This window comes from Coprococcus sp. RTP21281st1_F1_RTP21281_210402, assembly GCF_040915325.1.
Classification (GTDB): Bacteria; Bacillota; Clostridia; order Lachnospirales; family Lachnospiraceae; genus Coprococcus; species Coprococcus aceti.
Map to the genome: position 1 here is coordinate 23,753 of NZ_JBCPDQ010000003.1, position 17,682 is coordinate 41,434.

Below are 17,682 nucleotides of genomic sequence, written 5' to 3' on the forward strand. Positions count from 1 at the left end.
TTATTTTCCTTCTTTCTTGATTTGATTAAATATTGTTCTAATATCATATTCTCTGTTTTCGTACTCATAAAACAGATTAATATACTTATCAATAAAAGCTACGTCATTTGGATGCATTGCAATTGGCTTACTTTTCTTAGATTTCCACCATTTTAATTCCTTCTCAAAATTAAACGATTTACCATAATATGCTCTACCTGCTCCAAGATAATCACAAAGCATTTCTTTTTTATACTTCATTGGCATTTCAATAGGATTCCCACCATTATCAAAATTGTCCTGCCAATATTCGTAATGGTGCTTGTTTCTTCCCTTATGGTGCATCCAAGCTGCTGACCAACCATTCTCTTTCTTACAAGCATCTATTGGACTTGAAGTACCTTGATAATACTTAACACTCTCCCAAAATTCTGTTGGAGAAAATTTAGATAAATCATGTATTAACCCTTGAAATGGAATCCCCACTTTACAGCAATAGTAGAACACCCAATGTTTATGCGTACAGACTTTCTTAAAATGTCTGAAAGTATTAATGATATAATTCTTATACTTCATTATTCTCTCCAATCTTTTTATACTCCGTGTATACTTTGTTCTCACAGTAGTACAAATTGTAATCACACTGTTCAATATACCACCATAACTTCTGATGTCCTTCTCTAAGATATTCTCTACAATAATCTGTTTCTTGATAGTGTTCATCTACCATCTGTCTAAAACTCAATTCATCAATAATATCTGAGTTATGACAATACACTGCTATTCTGTTAATTAAATCCTCTGTGAAACTTTTCGTGACTACGAATACGACTCTTACGATTTCATAACCAGTACGCTCAATAGACTTTAACTGTTCAAAATCGTGTAAATGATATACAACTCTGTTAAAGTAAGGATATGGTGCAGACTTCACATTTGGCATACTTGTATGTAATTCTGTCTTAACTTTTCCTAATGTAATATCAAAAAACTTTTTATACCACTCAATGTTATTCTCTAAATTCCATAATGGATCTCCACCACCAGATATTGATACCCAATTACATTGATTTTTCTTAATCTCCTCTTCCAAAGAGTTCAATCCATCAATCGTACTCTTTGGAATCTGAAGATTATTATTCTTTACAATGCAATATGGACATGAATAGTGGCATCCAAAATTGGTTATCACACTCATGTACTTATCCATATTCTACTCCTTCTCTGTAATTCTTCTTAAAATTTTCATATGCTTCATGTGCTTCTTTTTCTGTTGAAAATCTTCCTACATAGATATTTTTATGTTTTCCACAAAATGTAACTTGCCATTTTCCATCTTTTAATTTCGTTACACCAACATATCTTGACGATGTATGTAATTTCCTTCTAGCCAACATTTCTGAAAAATTAACTCTGTATGGAAGAAATTCACATGTATTCAAAGAATATTCTTTACTACCATGACCAACATATGACATGTCTTTATCCAATTCTAATTCACCAGCTAGGAATTTTTCTCTGTCATATCCTTTTATTTCTGGAATGTCTTTTACAAAATTTTTAAAGCATAACCATTCTTTGCATACTTTTATCCCTTTGTCTCCATATAGGCAATAATTATCACTGTTTTTGTCATAGCATCTCGAAAGCATGAATCTCCATAAATTTAATTCTTTTTTATATGACTTAATATTTATATTTCCCAAACAGCCAACGCCATAATAAATTGGATAATATGGATCTCTTATTTCACCAGCCGCTAAACAAGACCTTGATATATCTTTTTCAAATCCAGTAAGAATAAATTTTACTCTAAATCTATTTTTCGATACTATATCTACAATTTCAAAATCGCCATATTTATTTGAACTCCATACTGTTCCTATATCATATTTTCTATACATACTTATCTTCTATCTGTAAACTTTTCATAACTATTTTCGTTGCGTTGAATGTTTTAGGTGTAACTGCTGCTGTACAATCTAGGTTAATAGATACATTTGCTTCTGGGAATGCAGTCTTTATTAATACTGCATTTGAAATGACACAAACATCTAAACATAAACCAATTAATTCGATTGAATATTGTTTCTGGTCAATATTATTCTCAGAAATATACTCTTTGATTTTGTTTACCAGTTCAATTGAACCAAAGGTATGCTTTAGTATGTATGTAGCATTTGTATTTTTTAATACGTTATAAACTTCATCATTTAACTGCCAGCCATCTGTATTAGCAATACAATGTTCTACAGGTAAATGTTTGCCTTCATATGTATTCAAATAATCTTCATAATGTGTATCTTGAGTTACATAAATTTTATCTCCACGCTCCTTATACTCCTTAATTTTCTTTGCTACATTTGATACAATCGCATGTGCTTCCTTTGTTCCAAGCGAACCATCAATAAAATCATTCTGCATATCAATTACAATTAGCGTTTTACTCATTTTGTTACCTCTTTTCTTTATTTTTATATGTATTTATTCTCTAAAAACTCGCAAGAAATTCCGCTTTACTGTGAACTTAATATTCTGTTATTCTCTTAACCCACTCAAGATCCATTCAATAGTAGGTTCATTCCATCCATTGCCCATCAAACTACATCTTTTTGAGTATGATAACCAACGATTGTTAAGCTGAATTTTTGTAAAATTATCAGGCAATCCCTGTAATCTTTCATATTCAACTTCTGTAAGTTTTCGTGGTTTACCACTATCTAATACTTTCTTTTCATGATATCCACCATTTATACAAGTCAATGTGCAGCACTTAAAATCTGGATTATAAATTCTTCTATTCATTTCCATAGAATTGACTTTTAACTCTGCACATACACGTTTGCTCATATCCAAGATTTCAAAATCTTTCTTATAGAAATATTTCTCATCTACACTATTCTCCATAATATCTTTCAAAACTAATGGAGATTCATCAGATAATTTACCTAATGGTATGTTTGTCCAATAATATCTTTCACGACTCTGCGCAGAAAATTTTCCTGAATCAATCAGAATAGGTTCTACACCAATACATTCTGTCATTGTCTTCAGATCTTCATCACTACTTGGTATTACATTTTCAAACATGAAATATTTGGGCTGAATTGCCCTAAGACACTCAATTGCTTTAAAGAAAATTCCTGACTTACCATCAAGACCATTATTGACCTCTTTACTTTCAATTCGTACTCTTGAAAGTGACTGGCAACAAGTTCCTGCCAACAGTAAATCAAATCCTTTGAACTGTTCAAAATCCGCTTCATATAAATCGCCATGATGTACCACAAACGGAAAATGGTACTGAGAAACTGCTATGGCTTCTGGCAAAATTTCATATGTATGATATTCTCTTATAGGTATTCCGAGTTGCTGTAACGCATACAATCCTGTTTCAACGCCACCACATAAACTTAATACTCGTAGTCCTTGAGAATTATTTTTTTCATTATTCTCTGTCAAAATACACTATTTTACAGAGGTTACGTAACCATAATCACCCAGGAATTACTGTTAAATCCTTTCTTCTTAATTATTTTGTTGTAAAATCCTATGGACTTTGCACGTCTGCAAAAACCATAAGAAAAAAATATTTCTTGTTACTTTTATTTATTTTGGAAATACTTGAACGAATGTCCAAGTTAAGAAAATTTTCTATACTATATTATTCTTTAATTAACGCTTGTCCTCTTTTAATAAATCACCATACGATTTACTTGGTGTTACAATCAGGTTCATATAATCTACATTGCCACTATTTAATTCTTTTTGAATGGCATGATAAATATGATACATTACTGTTTCTTTATCTATTTTATCTTCATCTAAGAAAATATTAATTGTAAAACTATTTTGCTTTATAATTCTCACATCCTACATACTATATAATCAGCATATCTTCTAGTTTATAAATCTCATCTTTTAGAGATCTAATTCTGGTTCTAACCAATTTGTTAAATCCTTCTACAGCTTCCTCGTATGTATCAGCGAAGAATCTCGCATATATAGTTACACCATTCTTTTTCAAATCTTTACCATTTACTTTATATTCATAGAAATAATTATCTTCTTTAATTCTACCCTTTACAGGCTTACACATAAGATTTAATGCTCTTTCGTCTTCTTTGTATGCAAAAGCCCAAATATCTTTATTGTAATGAGACTTATCAATGTTTTGTAAATTATCAAAAACACTATTTCTATGGCAATAAATATTTTCACAATAAATCATTTTCTCACCTCTCTTCTCAAGAAAATTTGGCTGATCAGCCGTGAATAGAATTGCTTCTATATTAGATTATTCTCTACATGCTTTCTAATAAAACTGTTTCCAGTTCAATAGAACCCCAATTATTATTTGGTCTAATATAAGCGATTGATAAAACAGAACACTCATAACCAGGAGAATCAAATGCGTCTGTAACATCCAACTTAAAAGAAATGTTCTTCTTAGTTAATTCCTGCTTTAACTCGTCCACGACATCATAATAATTTTCTTCATCTTCTCTGTAACGATGATAATATTCATGTTCTTCATCAAAATATTTGTCCAAAATTTCTTCTATAATATCCATCCATTTCACCTCACTTATTCTCTGTACGGTTCAGGCAACGGCATCCAAGCTCTCATACCGCCAGTAATTCTTCCCCAAAACCATGTCCCATCATAGTATTGCCTTTGTACTTTTGTTACCATACCTCGATTTGTAGTAACAAGTACATTAATTACTTTCTTACCGTCATATCTTTTGTCGTCTTCTGGCATTTGTCCTTCGACACATTTAATCCATTCCAATTATTCTCTCACCTCACATCCATTTATCAATTTCACTGAACACATTACCTAACGAATCAACAATCATCAGATCTGTATCCTCATTCAACAACACTTGAATTTTCTCCATATTGATAACAACCAAATGTCTACCACTAAAATATGAAATATAATGAGCTGCTGGATAAACTTTTAATGAAGTGCCACCAATAATCAACATTTCAGCATCTCGAATAGCTCTGATTGCTCCATTTACAGCTTCGTTAGGAAGATTCTCTCCGTATAAAGTCACATCAGGTCTAATCAGCCCACCACATTCACACTTTGGAATAGCATCTTTAGTGTTAAACAAGAAATCAGAATGATATTTCATCTTACACTTACTACAATAATTCTTCTGAGTAGTTCCATGAATCTCAAAGACATTCTTACTTCCAGCTTTCTGATGAAGTCCATCAATATTCTGTGTTACAATAGCTTTCAACTTACCTATTTCTTCCATCTTAGCAAGCACCTTATGAGTAACGTTTGGTTCAACATTTCTTGTATCCATCTTCTGACGATAGAACTCATAAAATATCTTTGGATTATTATATAAACATTCTCTACTCAAAAGATATTCTGGTTCGTATTTATCAAACTGAACGTCATGCTGATTATATAATCCATCCTTGGAACGAAAATCAGGAATACCACTTTCAGTTGATACACCTGCTCCACCAAAGAATACAATATTATTTGATTCTTTTATATATTCTTTTAATTTTTCGTACATATTACCTCCTTTAATATTCTATCCAACCATCTGTAATACCAGTCATCCAATAAATAAGATCCTCTTTATCATTTTTTAATCTCCCATCTATTACACGAGTTAAGATTTCATTGAGCCAGTAGCCAACTTCTTTTCCACTTTTAATGAGCATTGTATCCATTACATCTTTTCCATTAACTGCTAAATCCTTTAGAGAAAAACATTCATCATCCTGTAAGACTTCTTCTAAAATATATTCGATGTTATCAATTTTCTGTAATCTTGTTTCCTGAGCCATGTCTGCTTGTGCTTTAATATCAGCTCTACGAACATTTAATAACCTTCTGAACTGTTCTTCTCCAATTTTATTAAGCCATCTCTTAACATATTTCTTTCCCACCTCAAAAGTAGCATCATGATAATAGACTAATTCAATGACCTTTTCTCTTGTATCATTGTCAAATCTAAGACGTTTCATAATCTCATTGGTCATATCAGCACTTACTCTTCCATGACCTTTAAAGTGTCTGATACCATCTTCTCCATCTTGATAACAGTGTGGCTTACCAAAATCGTGAAAGAATACTGCCAATCTTGTTACTAAATCATCGGATTCACAATATTCTATTGCATGTACGGTATGATTCCATACATCATACATGTGATATGGATTATTCTGTTGAAAACCAAACATATCTTTAATTTCAGGAATGAACAACGAGAATACTTCGTGATATAAGACCATTTGTACACAGAAATCACTCGATGCAGCAATTTTACAAAATTCACTATTGCTCCTTTCAATAGATATATTCTCCAAATTCTTATACATTTTAGAAATATGCCAATCTGTATCAGGTTCAAGGACAAATCCCAACTGTGAGGCAAACCGAATGGCACGTAAAATTCTTAATGCATCTTCTGAAAATCTGTCTTCTGCTCTGCCAACACATCTAATCTTGTGGTATTTAATATCTTCCATACCATTAAACGGATCTATAAGACCAACTTCATCATTGTAAGCCATTGCATTAATTGTAAAATCTCTACGCTTTAAATCTTCTTTAAGATTTCGTGTAAATGTTACGCTATCAGGTCTACGACTATCTGAGTAATTACCGTCAATTCTGTAAGTGGTACATTCATATCCTTCACCGTCAATTAAAATTGTGATAGTTCCATGCTGTAATCCAGTTTCAATAATTCTCTTGTCCTTGAATACTTCCATCATCTCATCTGGCGTGGCAGAAGTTGTAATGTCATAATCGTGAATTGGTCTGCCAAGAATACTATCTCTCACTGCACCACCACATAAAAATGCCTCATATCCATTACTATGCAGAATATTGATTAATTCTTTGCAGCCTTTTGGCATTGATATATGTAATGATTTTGTCTTTATATCTGTCATCTCCCTTCATTTTATAGAAATCTTCCTTGGTAATCTTACGAAAATAATAACCACATTTTCCTTTCGTTGTTTTGTTTTTATCAGAACGCCTAACTGTATTCTCGCTAATATGATAATATTTAGAACAGTCCAAAATATTTTCATATATTCCATCAATTTCATTATTGTTCCTATATGCAATAACAGGAGAAGACTTCCAATTATCTATTCCTGTTTTATTCAATTCATAATCAAAAGAATGATTTATATTATATTTCGCAGTACACCACTCTAAATTCATAATATCGTTATTTAATTTATTTCCATCTTTGTGATTGACTTGTGGTAGATTACCATGATTTTCAAGATAAGTCATTGCAACAACTCTATGAATTCCAATATATTTTTTGCCGTATCTATTGCTTAATGTGACAGTTTCATATCCATATTTATCTATTTTAGATTTTAATTTATAAGGTATAATCTTTCCTTTTACCAAATAGATTTCACCACTTTTACTCACCAAATAATCTTCATAATTTTTAATAAATTCACACCTAAGAAAAATTTCTATGCGGTTTTGAATTTTCTGTAATAATTCATCTGTTCTGTATAAACCAAACCCATCCTTCTTCTTAACTGGATGAATTTTTAATTTATCAAAAACACTTGGAGATATATTCAGAAACTGAATGATTTGTTGTTTGGTAAGATAATCTTCTTCTAAAATATTAATATTTGGTATTTTCGTATATAGTATTTTATATCACCTCTTTCAAATTCACCTCAATTTTTGTTATATCAATAAAATATCACTCATTCGTTATCATATCCAAAAATAACAGCTCATCTTTCTTTAATGTAATATCATAATCTTTCCACTTTTCCATCAACTCTCTTGTATCGAAACCATGTGGTACTACGATAGCATATCCATGAGGAGTCTTATGCAATTCATGATTATCCAATTCTGAATAAAAATAAATATCGTCAATAAAACCTTCTACTTTTTCTTCATTGTCCACATCAAAATCAAATAACCATTTACTTTCGTCACGATTTTGTACCTGCTGTGCAACGGATGCTAATGTACGATTAAGTTGTGTCATACTTGGCTTATCTCTCAGCAGGCGAATAATCAACTTTTCTCTGATTTTCTCTTCATTCCTTGAATTAACTGACCTATATAATCTTGTCTGTTCGCCAGGAAGTCCTTTAGTTGCAAAATCCTTAAAAACTTCAATCACTTTATCTTCGTTTTCTCTGTATTCAAGAATTGTTTTGGCACGTTCCTTAAAGCTTGGAATATCCTTATTATCCTTGTTTCGAGAACGAATTAAATATACATATAAGTTTGACATATTTTACTCCATAATTTCTCTTAAAACACTTTTGCATTTTTCTTTTAATTGTCTGTACTTTACATGATCTTGCTGCGTGTAATAAGCATAAATGTCAACAAGTTCAAGAAATAACTCATAGTGTCTTTTCTTAACCTGCTCATCCAAAACCATCTCTCTACAGTTTTCTATATGCCTAAAATTATCACAATCCTTACAATCACAATCATTACAATCTGGTTCATCTTGCCAACTTCCTAATCTTGGCAAATACCATAACAATAGATCTCTAAAAGATATAGAATGACAATCATCTCTACTGTAAAATGTAGGTATTTCATCATCATCTTCGTTTTCTAAGAAATTACAATCCTTCCAATAAATATCTCCATCTAATTCTCCACATATTTCCTTAATTCTTTTCTTCATAATACCTCCAAAATTCCGCAAGAAATGTGCGTTTCATTTTAATGTAAAATATATACCATATATAGTATATATTACTTATTTTCAATACTATATATGGTATATTCGTAACAATTACTCACTTAATTCTGCAAGTGCCTTATCCAGATCCTCATCAGACATATTTTCAAGTGCCGCATCCTGTCTCTTAGCCTTGATTTCAAGCAATCTCTGTCTCATCTCAGCATTTTTCTTAGCGTCTTCTCTCTTCTTTTTCTCATCCAGCTTCACGTCAACAATATACTTAACAATTTCAATCTTGTTAGAAATTTCCTCGTCTTCCTTTGACTTAGTATTCAGAAGACTCTCTTCCTCAGACTTCTTTACTTCCGCATTGAGTGTCTTAAACACTGAGTCCAGATTTGTGAGAGATAAATCCCACAAATCAATTACATTAATCATTCCTCTAAATGGAAACTGATAGTTTGCTCTTGTTGCATTGATAAATAATTCGTTGTTTGTCATAATAATCTCCTTTTCTAATTAAAACTTAATCTTCATTACACGCTCTGTTGCACCCTTAACCTTAACAACTAAATCTGCTCTCTTTGTCATAGAGAATCCAATTCCTGAAAGCTGATCATCAGTATCTTCTACATGGCACTTAGCACCTAAAGCCTCAAATACTCTCTTATGCTTTTCAAGATCACTCTTTAAGAACTCATTGTAGTATCCATTAGGACTTTCATTATTCACACAATCCTTCAAGAAGAAGAATAAATGTCTATGACCAATTCCATCCTGCTCATCAAAATAGTTTGGACTGTAACTAATTACTGATACAGGAACAAACTTATTTGTATTTACACCCCAAATCTCACGACTTGAGATAGATGAACTTCCAGACAGCTTTTCCTTAATTGAGAAGTTGCCATTCTCGTCAAGTGTAACTTCTGCCACCTGAACATTCTCGCCAGTTCTCATAGGATTACTATAATCAAATGAATAAATCTCTCCATTGAACTCAACTTCTGCTCTGAATCCATGCCTTACTGCACCTGAATACTGATGTACAAAGAATCTATATATTCCTGGTCTCATTCTTGATAAATTCTGCCATGTAATATTCTCTACTGCAACTTTTCCACGTGGATCAATAACATCGACATCTAACTGACCGCCCATAAAAGTAATTCTTGGTGCTTTGTAACTACCATAATAGATTTCTGTTCCATCTGGCTCAACACAATGGGCATCAAGGTCATAATTGTCATGTCCATCTTCGTTCCACTGAATTGAAAATCTGAGTACACCATCAACATTACCGCCAGCAGCTTTTACATTCTGCTTCATATCAGAGTCAGTAATATTTCCTGAATAAGCCCAAGATAATCCATTATTCCACTTGAACATTGTCTTAGCGTCTGGATTAACAGGTGCAATCATAGAAACAAAGTTCTTCTCATGTTTATTCTCTACAAAAGCTTCAATCTCCTTTGCAGTTGGAAGTACCTTATCAATGAAATTCTGTGCTGAAATCTCTTCAACCTTAGAAAACTTCTTAGGACTTACAGCAACATCCTTTTCCATCTGTCCAAAAATATCATCTGCACCAACCATTCTTCTTGCAGCACTCTTATTTGAGAACAGTACATTATTTACAGTAATATCATTCAGATTAGCAAATCTTCTCTGTAATGAATCCATATATCCAAGTTCTGTAATAGTCTTCTTTGCATCCTCAAGCATCTTCTTTGTAAAAATAGCCTTTGGACGCTTATAATTGCTTGGAGCGACAATCTGCTCATACTTCTTAACTGCTGTGTCAAGATCCATATCCTCACTTACATTGATAAGAAGTGTTCCAATGGAATGATTTCTAATTCTACCGATAGCCATACCTGCTGTTACCGACTTCTCCCAAGTATATAAATCCTTTTCAGTATCAGAAGTCAGTTTATCATATTCCTTCTTATACTTCTTGAACTCTGTGAGTACGCCTTTCCACTCTTCGCCCTTGTAAAGTGTATTTGAATTGATAAGTTCAAGAATTGTATCGAGTGCATCCATAGTAATTTCATCAAGAGAACGCTTAAATACATTTCTTGTATCTCTGAACTGTCCTTTAACTTCCTCATTAGAACGACTACTTCTATTTACGAACTTACTTGGAAGCTCTAAGAAGAAATGATCCCACTGATGAGACTTTCCATTAATTTCTTCAAAGTTAAAATCTGTGCCAATCTTAGGGAACTTGGTTGTATAAATATCTGTAACTGTATGAGCCTTTACAAAAGCGTCAAGTGCATCACATACTGGCTGATATGTTGTATCACCAAGATTCAGTTCCCAAATTGTATGAATCTGATTATCCTTGATAGTGACAGCAGAACCAATATTCTTAATAAACTGTCTACAACAACTACAATCATGCTCTCTACGTTCTCTGAAAATCTCATTTGTACCAGCAGGGAAGCTATCAAGATATGTATTCCATAATTCATCCTTATCTACATTTACCTCAAATAAATGCGTTGCCTCTTTCTGCATTTCATCGAAGTGCTTCTGTAAAGCCTTTTTAAATTTCATAAATCCATCCATGTTTTGTACCTCTTCTTTCTTTGTTTTTGTTAATTGTTTCTACTGTTATATTCTCCGTTTATAATTCAAAGGAAACGAAGTTTTCTTACTACTTCCAACCACTACAATCTCTACAACCTAACGCATATACATCACACTCTTTAACCGCACAAGTTTCACATTTATATGGTTCTCTATATGATGTAATTTTATCTTGTAGTTCATTAATTTCTTTCATAATAGTATCAATATCTTTTAACTTAATTCCAAAAAGAATCTTCTTCAATTCTTCATACATAAGTTTTTTCGATACATTTTTATCACTCTTATTTGGTTTATATTTAAAATCATATTTCCATTGGTCTATTTCTCCATATCTACAATTCTTAACAATTGGGGAATCCGCTATTGGATGGCAACTGTTCTTATTTGAACAATAATAATTACCTCTCACATAATCGTGTTCACATCCATATTTACAAATATCACATGATATACCCATATAAATCTCCTTTCCAATTTACCAAATTCCATTTACCGTCTTATCAATAGCTTCTCTCATTACACCACCTGTCATTTTATTCATTGTATCCGCAACAAGACCTTTAAACTCTGCTCTTATTCGTCTATTATGATGAGTACAAGGCGTTGAACAATAATTATTTCTTCTACATTTTTCACAGTTGCCATTTAATTTCCACTGTTCATTTTCCTGAATCTGTTCCATAACTTAGTCTCCTCTTCTATCCAAAATCTTCTGAATAGTTTTCTTATCTTTTTCAGATAAACTATCCCAATCTAACTTAAAACTTTCACAATTCTTATGGCAATTCCAACCATCATCACAATCATAAGAATAACGGTACGCACAATAATCACATGCCATTTATATTCACCTCCACCCTATGAAATCGAACTTTACTGCTAAAATGCAGCACTACTCTCACCCTGATTAATTTCTTTACACTTTTGCTCACACTCTTCCAGTGTCTTAAATAAAGAACTTTCTCCTCTATTTCTTACATTGATGTAATCATCGACAGCATCAATCTTATACTTAATTGTGATTGCATCATTCCAAATATTAGCAATAATTCTTCTGATTCTAACCTTATGTGGAGCAACCACTGTCTGCTTTCCTACAATTTTGCCTGAATCATCACACTGTTTACATGGAATTTCATAACTATTGTAAAAAATCTTTTTAGTTCCTTTACAAATCGGACAAATAATGGCTAAATTTTCTCTTGCATAGGTATAACATTCTTCCCCAATTTCAAACTTGTTGTCTATTGTTTTCATTTTCAAACACCTCCTATATAATAAATAATGTGCCACACGGGATTTGAACCCGTAACCCTTAGATTAAAAGTCTAATGCTCTACCAGTTGAGCTAGTAGCACATAACTAGGCTGGTGGGACTCGAACCCACAAATGTCGCAGTCAAAGTGCGATGTGTTGACCTTTTCACCACAACCCATTATTCGGGCAACTTAGTTGAGTCACCCTTTTATATGTTCTCTTTTCACTTTCAAATAGTGTTTAACATCTTGCCAAAAGATTAGTCATATGATCCTTATGCTTCCCAAAACTTACACTACCAGGCAATCTAATATATTTAGGTATACCAATCATATCTGTAGTCCATGACGTACCACCATTGTTCCATACAGTAGGTTTTCCTTCATATGTAAGTCCAGCATAATGAGCTGGTATCCACTCCTCTGATACACTGTTTTTGATAAGCACTTTTTCATCTATCTCAATGTTTTTCCAAAGCTTACCTTTCATTATGTCCTTTTTTGCAACTCTCTCTAATCCTGACAATTCACCTTCAATTGCTTCTATTGTAGTAATATTTGTTACGATGATTGGTGCTATCCCATTAGATGTTCTAACCCATATCAGATCACCATATGAAATTTTTCTCTTAAAATCATCCCAATTCGTATTATCTGGGACTCTCCAAGTATATTCTTTACTATTCCCATTTGTGTGAACACCATCAATGAGCGTATACACTACCAACTTATGTTCAACGCAGCAGTAACAATACTCCTCGTCCATCTCCTTCATGACAAGATACTGTATATAGCCATCTACTATCATATTATTCTCATTCAATATGATTGGTTTAACCTGACCTGCACATTTTTCATAAGAGTGCTTTGAGTCTTTACCAAGACAGTATGCATCCCTATATCTATCCATCTTCTCTGGTGATGGAATAGAATTACGGAAATTACGTGATACTTTGATATCTGAAATTTTAACTAACTTTAATTTCTCCATATGTATATTCTCCTTCCTATGCTGACTTCTTTTCTTCATACGTCTTGAAATCAGCTATCATATTTTCAAGGTTCTCTGTCTGATTAGTGCTATATGTAATATTGCGATTGGTGTAATCAACAAGCCAATTGTCCAAATCCTTGTCAAATTTAAATGAATAAGCAATCATCCCTAAGAATGCTAATTCATTATGATAATCAAAGAATGACGACTCTGAATTTACTCCATGTAATGTCTTAAAATCATCCATTAGAGTATAGTAGTCATCTATATCTTCCTCAGATACCCTTTCTGATACATTGTCCTTAATAAACTGTAATGGATCTATCTCGTCATCACTATCATCATTTGATGAATTTATATATGTTTCTTCGTTATTGACTGATGTATCTTCAGTAATATGTAAATATTCGTTCATTAACTTCACAAGTAAATCAATCTTACCTGTGATTGTTGCTTTTTTCTTTGTTTGCTGATCCTTAAAATCTGCCATAGAAACACCATCAATTTCTTTATCCTTAAGTTCAGTATTGTAAGCATTTAAGAAATCAACGAATCTTGAATCTTCGATATTATATGTAGTAAACTTATCAAATACAGCAATCCACATTGGCATTGTTGTCGGAGTAAGTAATGACTTCAAATCTTTATTGTCATCACCTAATGCTAATTCCAATCTATTAAAATGTGAATTAAGCTTTAAAAACTGCTGTTCTGTTGCATTTTCATCAACATATTTATAAATTGTGTCGAGTTTTGCTTTCCATGAATCACGAAAGAACATTAACATTATTGATTCTGCAACAACACGTTCCAATTTTCCCTTAATGACATTATTATCTGTGAATTTTCCGCAATTTTTAAAGAATGTATTCTTCTGTGAGATCTTTTTAATATATCCTGCTGTCTGTGCTGATACGTTAAGAAGCCCACCCTGCTCTTTATTCATACTCGCATGATTGTTATAATCACGAATATGATCTGCAATTTGTTCGTCTGTACAATCAAAGAACTTAGTTACATTAATATTAAAATTATTAAATCTCTTTTTCAGTTCATCTGGTAAATCCTTATAATATTTTCCAATCACATCGAACACTTTCATTTCATATTCAGGAAGTCCGTCTTCATCTAATTCACGATTACCATTTTCATCTAAAACATAATCTCTATACTGGATTAAATGTCTTTCTGCGCCTGCCGAACCAATTTTAATACGATTTTCCTTAAATGCTTCAGCGTATGAAAGTCTTTGTAAACCATCAATTAGATGAGAAATTGTTAATCCTTTCTTCTTTTGCTCACAAAGGATAATCTCAGGAATAGGAAGGTTACTAAGAATACGACAAAAATATCTGTTTGCTTCTTCCGTAGTCCACTGAAACGGTTCACGCTGCAAGATGTAATTACAATTCATATCTCCATTTTTCTTATCCTGTAATAGTGAATACATACTGTATTTGTCTGTTCTATAGTTTTCAGATTCGCTAATTTCAATAATTCTATCTTCCATTTCATCTACCTCCACATCGTAATTCCCATCATTTTTATTCTTTGCAAACAAGGAAAGACCTTTGTTCATCTTAATTGACTTCATTGCACTATTATATTCTCTATCTGTGATATTTAATTTTTGTCTTATCTCATCAGCAGGAATATCCTCCATCCGAAGAAGCAAAATATTTTTTTGTGTCTTTGGTAAAGATTCAAGGAACTCCTCAACTTTATCGCTATCGTCAAAATCAAATTCACTTTCTGCCTCCACATTAAAATCTGAAGCTATTTTTTCTTTCAAATCCACCTCACTATCATCTCTTGTAGGTGCATCAAATGAGGTGTTTGGAACAACTACAGGTTTTCCTTTATCATCGTCCGTTATATTGCCATATTGATCAAATTTTATTATCTTACCATCTTTATCTCGAAGTAAGTTTCTTCGCTTACCTCTTTGATAATTATCTCTGTACCAATCAATAACTGACTTCTTGATATTATTGGTCAGATAAGTTTCAAACTTTGCATTTTTAGATGTATCATAATCTATTACACTTTCCATCAATACGTTCATGGCATCGTCATAAAGTTCATCATGTTCAAAGTTCGGAATATTATACCCCTGAAACGCAATATAGCTTATTTTCTTTAACTGCTGCATATCGTTTGCACAATATTCCTCAATCCACTCCATCTGTTGTGGGGAAAGATTATTCAATTCTTTTTGCATTTTCTCATTATTCACTACCTGCACCTACCTTATATATAATATGTAATTAAAAATCAAACAGTTCACTAAGTTCTCTTGGTTCATATGAACGTTGATCCATCCCAGCCACAGCATTATTTATCTCATCAGTGACCGTTTCTGATATCTTCTTTCCAAGAATAATTTCCAAAACTTGTATCTCATTCTTGATTGATCTTCTAATTATTCTCCGTTCATGCTCCATCTTATAGGCTTTGTAACCTTGTGCAGCATTTAAGTTATTAAACTCTATGTAATGTGCAATATCGCTCAGTTCTCTATCAACTTTACTCAATTGCTCAATTAGTTCTACCTTTCTATGTAATGCATCAGCAGCTAACCCATTCAAGTCAGCTATCTTATCTAGCCACTTCTGTATGTTTCCAACATCCAACACTTTTTCTGTATTCTTCCTCAACTCCTTAGTTGTTATCTGTCTAACACTATCAGGAGCGTCATCATCCAACTTCACTACCTTATATCCTCGTGCCTTATAGGACTTAGATATTGAACTTTTGTACACATTTTCTGCCTTATCACGACAATATATTTCTGCGATTGCAAGATTAGTCGTTATCGTGAATCTACCAAGACTATCCTTGGCTATGTACCCCTTGCCATTTCCAATAGCATATCTCGCCACATCAATCCCTCCTTTTTATTTTCAGCGCAAAAATAGCGCAATTTAATAGTGTGCCATGAGGGGTTCGAACCCTCGACACCTGGATTAAAAGTCCAGTGCTCTACCTACTGAGCTAATAGCACATAACTGGGCTAACAGGACTCGAACCTGTAATCGTGGGATCAAACCCCACTGCCTTACCATTTGGCGATAACCCATTATTTATTCTCTTTTTATTTCTGTTTGTGAAATATAGCTGAACTGCCACGAAAATTTTTCAACAAATAACATGTTGAATTTATTAGGATATTATGTAATAATAAAATATGGTGTGGTATTATTCTGCTACATCAACCTATGTGCGTAGCCAAGATGTCGGTACTGCCAATACCGTCTATTCACTTGGCTACGTTTTTTCTTACTCTATAATAGAACATCTGTTCGGGCGTGTCAATATCTATCGAACATTTGTTCTATGTTTTATTTATACCTTATGGTGTGTCCGTTTTTCGGGTCATCTTACAATGCGAAGGAAAACGTATATTATGAATCATTATTTCCTGTATCCCTTCTAATGATAATAAGCCAAAGAAATCATTATCCTGATAGTTGATTGTTTCTGATTGGCTGACCAAAGAGCAACCTTCTGTTTTACTGATCTGCCTTGGTTTTGTATGGATAAAGGTTATACCATTAAATGAGTCCACCCATATCTTGCCAGGTGCGTTATCGATCATCTTTTTTGCTTCTTCCTTACTTATATACATTACACCCTCGCCTCCTCTAATCTGTATTCTGTTCCAAAAAATAAGCCATTAAAACATGTTTGATCAATAATTTTCTTATCGCTTTCTTTTGTTACAGTACCAATTTTTTTAATTACTTCTGTCTTGGAAATAGTAATTATCTGCTCTCCCATTGTCATAGAGTATACTTGTAAACCGTTTTCTCCGTTGGCTTCAATACATCCATGAACAGGTAGCTTAGTCCGTTTTATTTTACTAGTCAAAGGCATCACAGTAATAATAGTGGAACATTTTGTTCCAACTGGATTCGAGATAATCACATATGGACGTACCTTTGACTGAACTGATCCATTCTCTATATATTTTATCTTTGCAACAACTATATCGTATCTCTGTAAATCCATATGTCTACCTCCTCTCTTGAAAATTTTATGTATGGACTACCTTTGATAGTTCTGATTATACAATATATGTATTGAATAATCAATATATATATTGATAAAAAATTGCACAAAAATATTGAATAAACTATATACACCTTGTATAATCAATATATAT

22 protein-coding genes and 4 tRNA genes are annotated in these 17,682 nt (G+C 32.6%); all 26 read right to left on the reverse strand.

The genetic code is table 11. The annotated features are described in order from the left end of the window. The gene (locus AB5150_RS04125; RefSeq protein WP_368291277.1) at positions 1 to 555 is read right to left on the reverse strand and encodes a DUF5662 family protein; all 555 of its coding nucleotides are present in this window, start codon (positions 553 to 555) and stop codon (positions 1 to 3) included. Then, the gene (locus tag AB5150_RS04130) at positions 545 to 1,189 is read right to left on the reverse strand and encodes a hypothetical protein (protein ID WP_368291278.1); all 645 of its coding nucleotides are present in this window, start codon (positions 1,187 to 1,189) and stop codon (positions 545 to 547) included. Before AB5150_RS04130 ends, AB5150_RS04125 begins: the two co-directional genes overlap by 11 nt. Then, positions 1,182 to 1,883: an AP2 domain-containing protein gene (locus AB5150_RS04135; protein ID WP_368291279.1), complete on the reverse strand. Its 702-nt coding sequence runs from the start codon at positions 1,881 to 1,883 to the stop codon at positions 1,182 to 1,184. The genes AB5150_RS04130 and AB5150_RS04135 overlap by 8 nt, the downstream gene beginning before the upstream one ends. After that, positions 1,876 to 2,430 carry a cysteine hydrolase family protein gene (locus AB5150_RS04140; RefSeq protein ID WP_368291280.1) on the reverse strand — a complete coding sequence of 185 codons (555 nt, stop codon included), beginning with the start codon at positions 2,428 to 2,430 and terminating at the stop codon, positions 1,876 to 1,878. Before AB5150_RS04140 ends, AB5150_RS04135 begins: the two co-directional genes overlap by 8 nt. A gap of 87 nt (positions 2,431 to 2,517) precedes the next feature. Beyond that, on the reverse strand, positions 2,518 to 3,441 hold the full coding sequence (locus AB5150_RS04145; protein ID WP_368291281.1) for a DNA cytosine methyltransferase: 924 nt from the start codon (positions 3,439 to 3,441) through the stop codon (positions 2,518 to 2,520). Positions 3,442 to 3,859: 418 nt separating this feature from the next. Continuing rightward, on the reverse strand, positions 3,860 to 4,210 hold the full coding sequence (locus tag AB5150_RS04150) for a hypothetical protein (protein ID WP_368291282.1): 351 nt from the start codon (positions 4,208 to 4,210) through the stop codon (positions 3,860 to 3,862). Positions 4,211 to 4,283: 73 nt separating this feature from the next. Continuing rightward, a complete protein-coding gene (locus AB5150_RS04155; protein WP_368291283.1) occupies positions 4,284 to 4,553 on the reverse strand; it encodes a hypothetical protein in 270 nt (89 codons plus the stop codon). Between the two features lie 234 nt (positions 4,554 to 4,787). Next, the gene (locus tag AB5150_RS04160; RefSeq protein WP_368291284.1) at positions 4,788 to 5,528 is read right to left on the reverse strand and encodes an NAD-dependent protein deacylase; all 741 of its coding nucleotides are present in this window, start codon (positions 5,526 to 5,528) and stop codon (positions 4,788 to 4,790) included. Between the two features lie 10 nt (positions 5,529 to 5,538). Further along, positions 5,539 to 6,918, reverse strand: coding sequence for a CCA tRNA nucleotidyltransferase (locus AB5150_RS04165; protein WP_368291285.1), 1,380 nt, complete (start codon positions 6,916 to 6,918; stop codon positions 5,539 to 5,541). Then, entirely contained in the window at positions 6,842 to 7,420 is a 579-nt protein-coding gene (locus tag AB5150_RS04170; RefSeq protein ID WP_368291286.1) for an HNH endonuclease, read from the reverse strand. The genes AB5150_RS04165 and AB5150_RS04170 overlap by 77 nt, the downstream gene beginning before the upstream one ends. A 289-nt stretch (positions 7,421 to 7,709) precedes the next feature. Beyond that, on the reverse strand, positions 7,710 to 8,258 hold the full coding sequence (locus AB5150_RS04175; protein ID WP_368291287.1) for a hypothetical protein: 549 nt from the start codon (positions 8,256 to 8,258) through the stop codon (positions 7,710 to 7,712). Positions 8,259 to 8,261: 3 nt separating this feature from the next. Continuing rightward, positions 8,262 to 8,666, reverse strand: coding sequence for a hypothetical protein (locus AB5150_RS04180; protein WP_368291288.1), 405 nt, complete (start codon positions 8,664 to 8,666; stop codon positions 8,262 to 8,264). Positions 8,667 to 8,777: 111 nt separating this feature from the next. Next, positions 8,778 to 9,167 carry a hypothetical protein gene (locus AB5150_RS04185; RefSeq protein ID WP_368291289.1) on the reverse strand — a complete coding sequence of 130 codons (390 nt, stop codon included), beginning with the start codon at positions 9,165 to 9,167 and terminating at the stop codon, positions 8,778 to 8,780. Positions 9,168 to 9,185: 18 nt separating this feature from the next. Further along, a complete protein-coding gene (locus AB5150_RS04190) occupies positions 9,186 to 11,243 on the reverse strand; it encodes a hypothetical protein (RefSeq protein WP_368291290.1) in 2,058 nt (685 codons plus the stop codon). Between the two features lie 88 nt (positions 11,244 to 11,331). Beyond that, positions 11,332 to 11,724 carry a hypothetical protein gene (locus AB5150_RS04195; RefSeq protein ID WP_368291291.1) on the reverse strand — a complete coding sequence of 131 codons (393 nt, stop codon included), beginning with the start codon at positions 11,722 to 11,724 and terminating at the stop codon, positions 11,332 to 11,334. 18 nt (positions 11,725 to 11,742) lie between these two features. Continuing rightward, positions 11,743 to 11,949, reverse strand: coding sequence for a hypothetical protein (locus AB5150_RS04200; protein ID WP_368291292.1), 207 nt, complete (start codon positions 11,947 to 11,949; stop codon positions 11,743 to 11,745). Between the two features lie 197 nt (positions 11,950 to 12,146). Beyond that, positions 12,147 to 12,524, reverse strand: coding sequence for a hypothetical protein (locus AB5150_RS04205; RefSeq protein WP_368291293.1), 378 nt, complete (start codon positions 12,522 to 12,524; stop codon positions 12,147 to 12,149). Between the two features lie 28 nt (positions 12,525 to 12,552). After that, positions 12,553 to 12,625, reverse strand: a tRNA-Lys gene (locus tag AB5150_RS04210). Between the two features lie 4 nt (positions 12,626 to 12,629). Further along, positions 12,630 to 12,702, reverse strand: a tRNA-Gln gene (locus AB5150_RS04215). A 62-nt stretch (positions 12,703 to 12,764) separates the two neighbouring features. Beyond that, positions 12,765 to 13,514 carry a DUF5839 family protein gene (locus AB5150_RS04220; RefSeq protein ID WP_368291294.1) on the reverse strand — a complete coding sequence of 250 codons (750 nt, stop codon included), beginning with the start codon at positions 13,512 to 13,514 and terminating at the stop codon, positions 12,765 to 12,767. Between the two features lie 16 nt (positions 13,515 to 13,530). After that, positions 13,531 to 15,753 (reverse strand): sigma-70 family RNA polymerase sigma factor, encoded by a 2,223-nt coding sequence (locus tag AB5150_RS04225; protein WP_368291295.1) that lies wholly within the window; start codon positions 15,751 to 15,753, stop codon positions 13,531 to 13,533. A 31-nt stretch (positions 15,754 to 15,784) separates the two neighbouring features. Continuing rightward, entirely contained in the window at positions 15,785 to 16,399 is a 615-nt protein-coding gene (locus AB5150_RS04230) for a hypothetical protein (RefSeq protein ID WP_368291296.1), read from the reverse strand. Between the two features lie 49 nt (positions 16,400 to 16,448). Continuing rightward, positions 16,449 to 16,521: transfer RNA gene (locus tag AB5150_RS04235), tRNA-Lys, on the reverse strand. A gap of 4 nt (positions 16,522 to 16,525) precedes the next feature. Next, positions 16,526 to 16,596 (reverse strand) — tRNA-Gln (locus AB5150_RS04240). Between the two features lie 273 nt (positions 16,597 to 16,869). Next, entirely contained in the window at positions 16,870 to 17,145 is a 276-nt protein-coding gene (locus tag AB5150_RS04245; RefSeq protein ID WP_368291297.1) for a hypothetical protein, read from the reverse strand. Further along, positions 17,145 to 17,528 carry a type II toxin-antitoxin system PemK/MazF family toxin gene (locus tag AB5150_RS04250; protein ID WP_368291298.1) on the reverse strand — a complete coding sequence of 128 codons (384 nt, stop codon included), beginning with the start codon at positions 17,526 to 17,528 and terminating at the stop codon, positions 17,145 to 17,147. The genes AB5150_RS04245 and AB5150_RS04250 overlap by 1 nt, the downstream gene beginning before the upstream one ends. Positions 17,529 to 17,682: the final 154 nt, after the last annotated feature.

What these genes read in the sequence shown, in the direction of transcription:
- AB5150_RS04125 (WP_368291277.1), bottom strand. Translation starts at nt 555, where the DNA reads ATGAAGTATAAGAATTATATCATTAATACTTTCAGACATTTTAAGAAA.
- AB5150_RS04130 (WP_368291278.1), bottom strand. Translation starts at nt 1,189, where the DNA reads ATGGATAAGTACATGAGTGTGATAACCAATTTTGGATGCCACTATTCA.
- AB5150_RS04135 (WP_368291279.1), bottom strand. Translation starts at nt 1,883, where the DNA reads ATGTATAGAAAATATGATATAGGAACAGTATGGAGTTCAAATAAATAT.
- AB5150_RS04140 (WP_368291280.1), bottom strand. Translation starts at nt 2,430, where the DNA reads ATGAGTAAAACGCTAATTGTAATTGATATGCAGAATGATTTTATTGAT.
- AB5150_RS04150 (WP_368291282.1), bottom strand. Translation starts at nt 4,210, where the DNA reads ATGATTTATTGTGAAAATATTTATTGCCATAGAAATAGTGTTTTTGAT.
- AB5150_RS04155 (WP_368291283.1), bottom strand. Translation starts at nt 4,553, where the DNA reads ATGGATATTATAGAAGAAATTTTGGACAAATATTTTGATGAAGAACAT.
- AB5150_RS04160 (WP_368291284.1), bottom strand. Translation starts at nt 5,528, where the DNA reads ATGTACGAAAAATTAAAAGAATATATAAAAGAATCAAATAATATTGTA.
- AB5150_RS04165 (WP_368291285.1), bottom strand. Translation starts at nt 6,918, where the DNA reads ATGACAGATATAAAGACAAAATCATTACATATATCAATGCCAAAAGGC.
- AB5150_RS04175 (WP_368291287.1), bottom strand. Translation starts at nt 8,258, where the DNA reads ATGTCAAACTTATATGTATATTTAATTCGTTCTCGAAACAAGGATAAT.
- AB5150_RS04180 (WP_368291288.1), bottom strand. Translation starts at nt 8,666, where the DNA reads ATGAAGAAAAGAATTAAGGAAATATGTGGAGAATTAGATGGAGATATT.
- AB5150_RS04185 (WP_368291289.1), bottom strand. Translation starts at nt 9,167, where the DNA reads ATGACAAACAACGAATTATTTATCAATGCAACAAGAGCAAACTATCAG.
- AB5150_RS04190 (WP_368291290.1), bottom strand. Translation starts at nt 11,243, where the DNA reads ATGGATGGATTTATGAAATTTAAAAAGGCTTTACAGAAGCACTTCGAT.
- AB5150_RS04195 (WP_368291291.1), bottom strand. Translation starts at nt 11,724, where the DNA reads ATGGGTATATCATGTGATATTTGTAAATATGGATGTGAACACGATTAT.
- AB5150_RS04200 (WP_368291292.1), bottom strand. Translation starts at nt 11,949, where the DNA reads ATGGAACAGATTCAGGAAAATGAACAGTGGAAATTAAATGGCAACTGT.
- AB5150_RS04205 (WP_368291293.1), bottom strand. Translation starts at nt 12,524, where the DNA reads ATGAAAACAATAGACAACAAGTTTGAAATTGGGGAAGAATGTTATACC.
- AB5150_RS04220 (WP_368291294.1), bottom strand. Translation starts at nt 13,514, where the DNA reads ATGGAGAAATTAAAGTTAGTTAAAATTTCAGATATCAAAGTATCACGT.
- AB5150_RS04245 (WP_368291297.1), bottom strand. Translation starts at nt 17,145, where the DNA reads ATGTATATAAGTAAGGAAGAAGCAAAAAAGATGATCGATAACGCACCT.
- AB5150_RS04250 (WP_368291298.1), bottom strand. Translation starts at nt 17,528, where the DNA reads ATGGATTTACAGAGATACGATATAGTTGTTGCAAAGATAAAATATATA.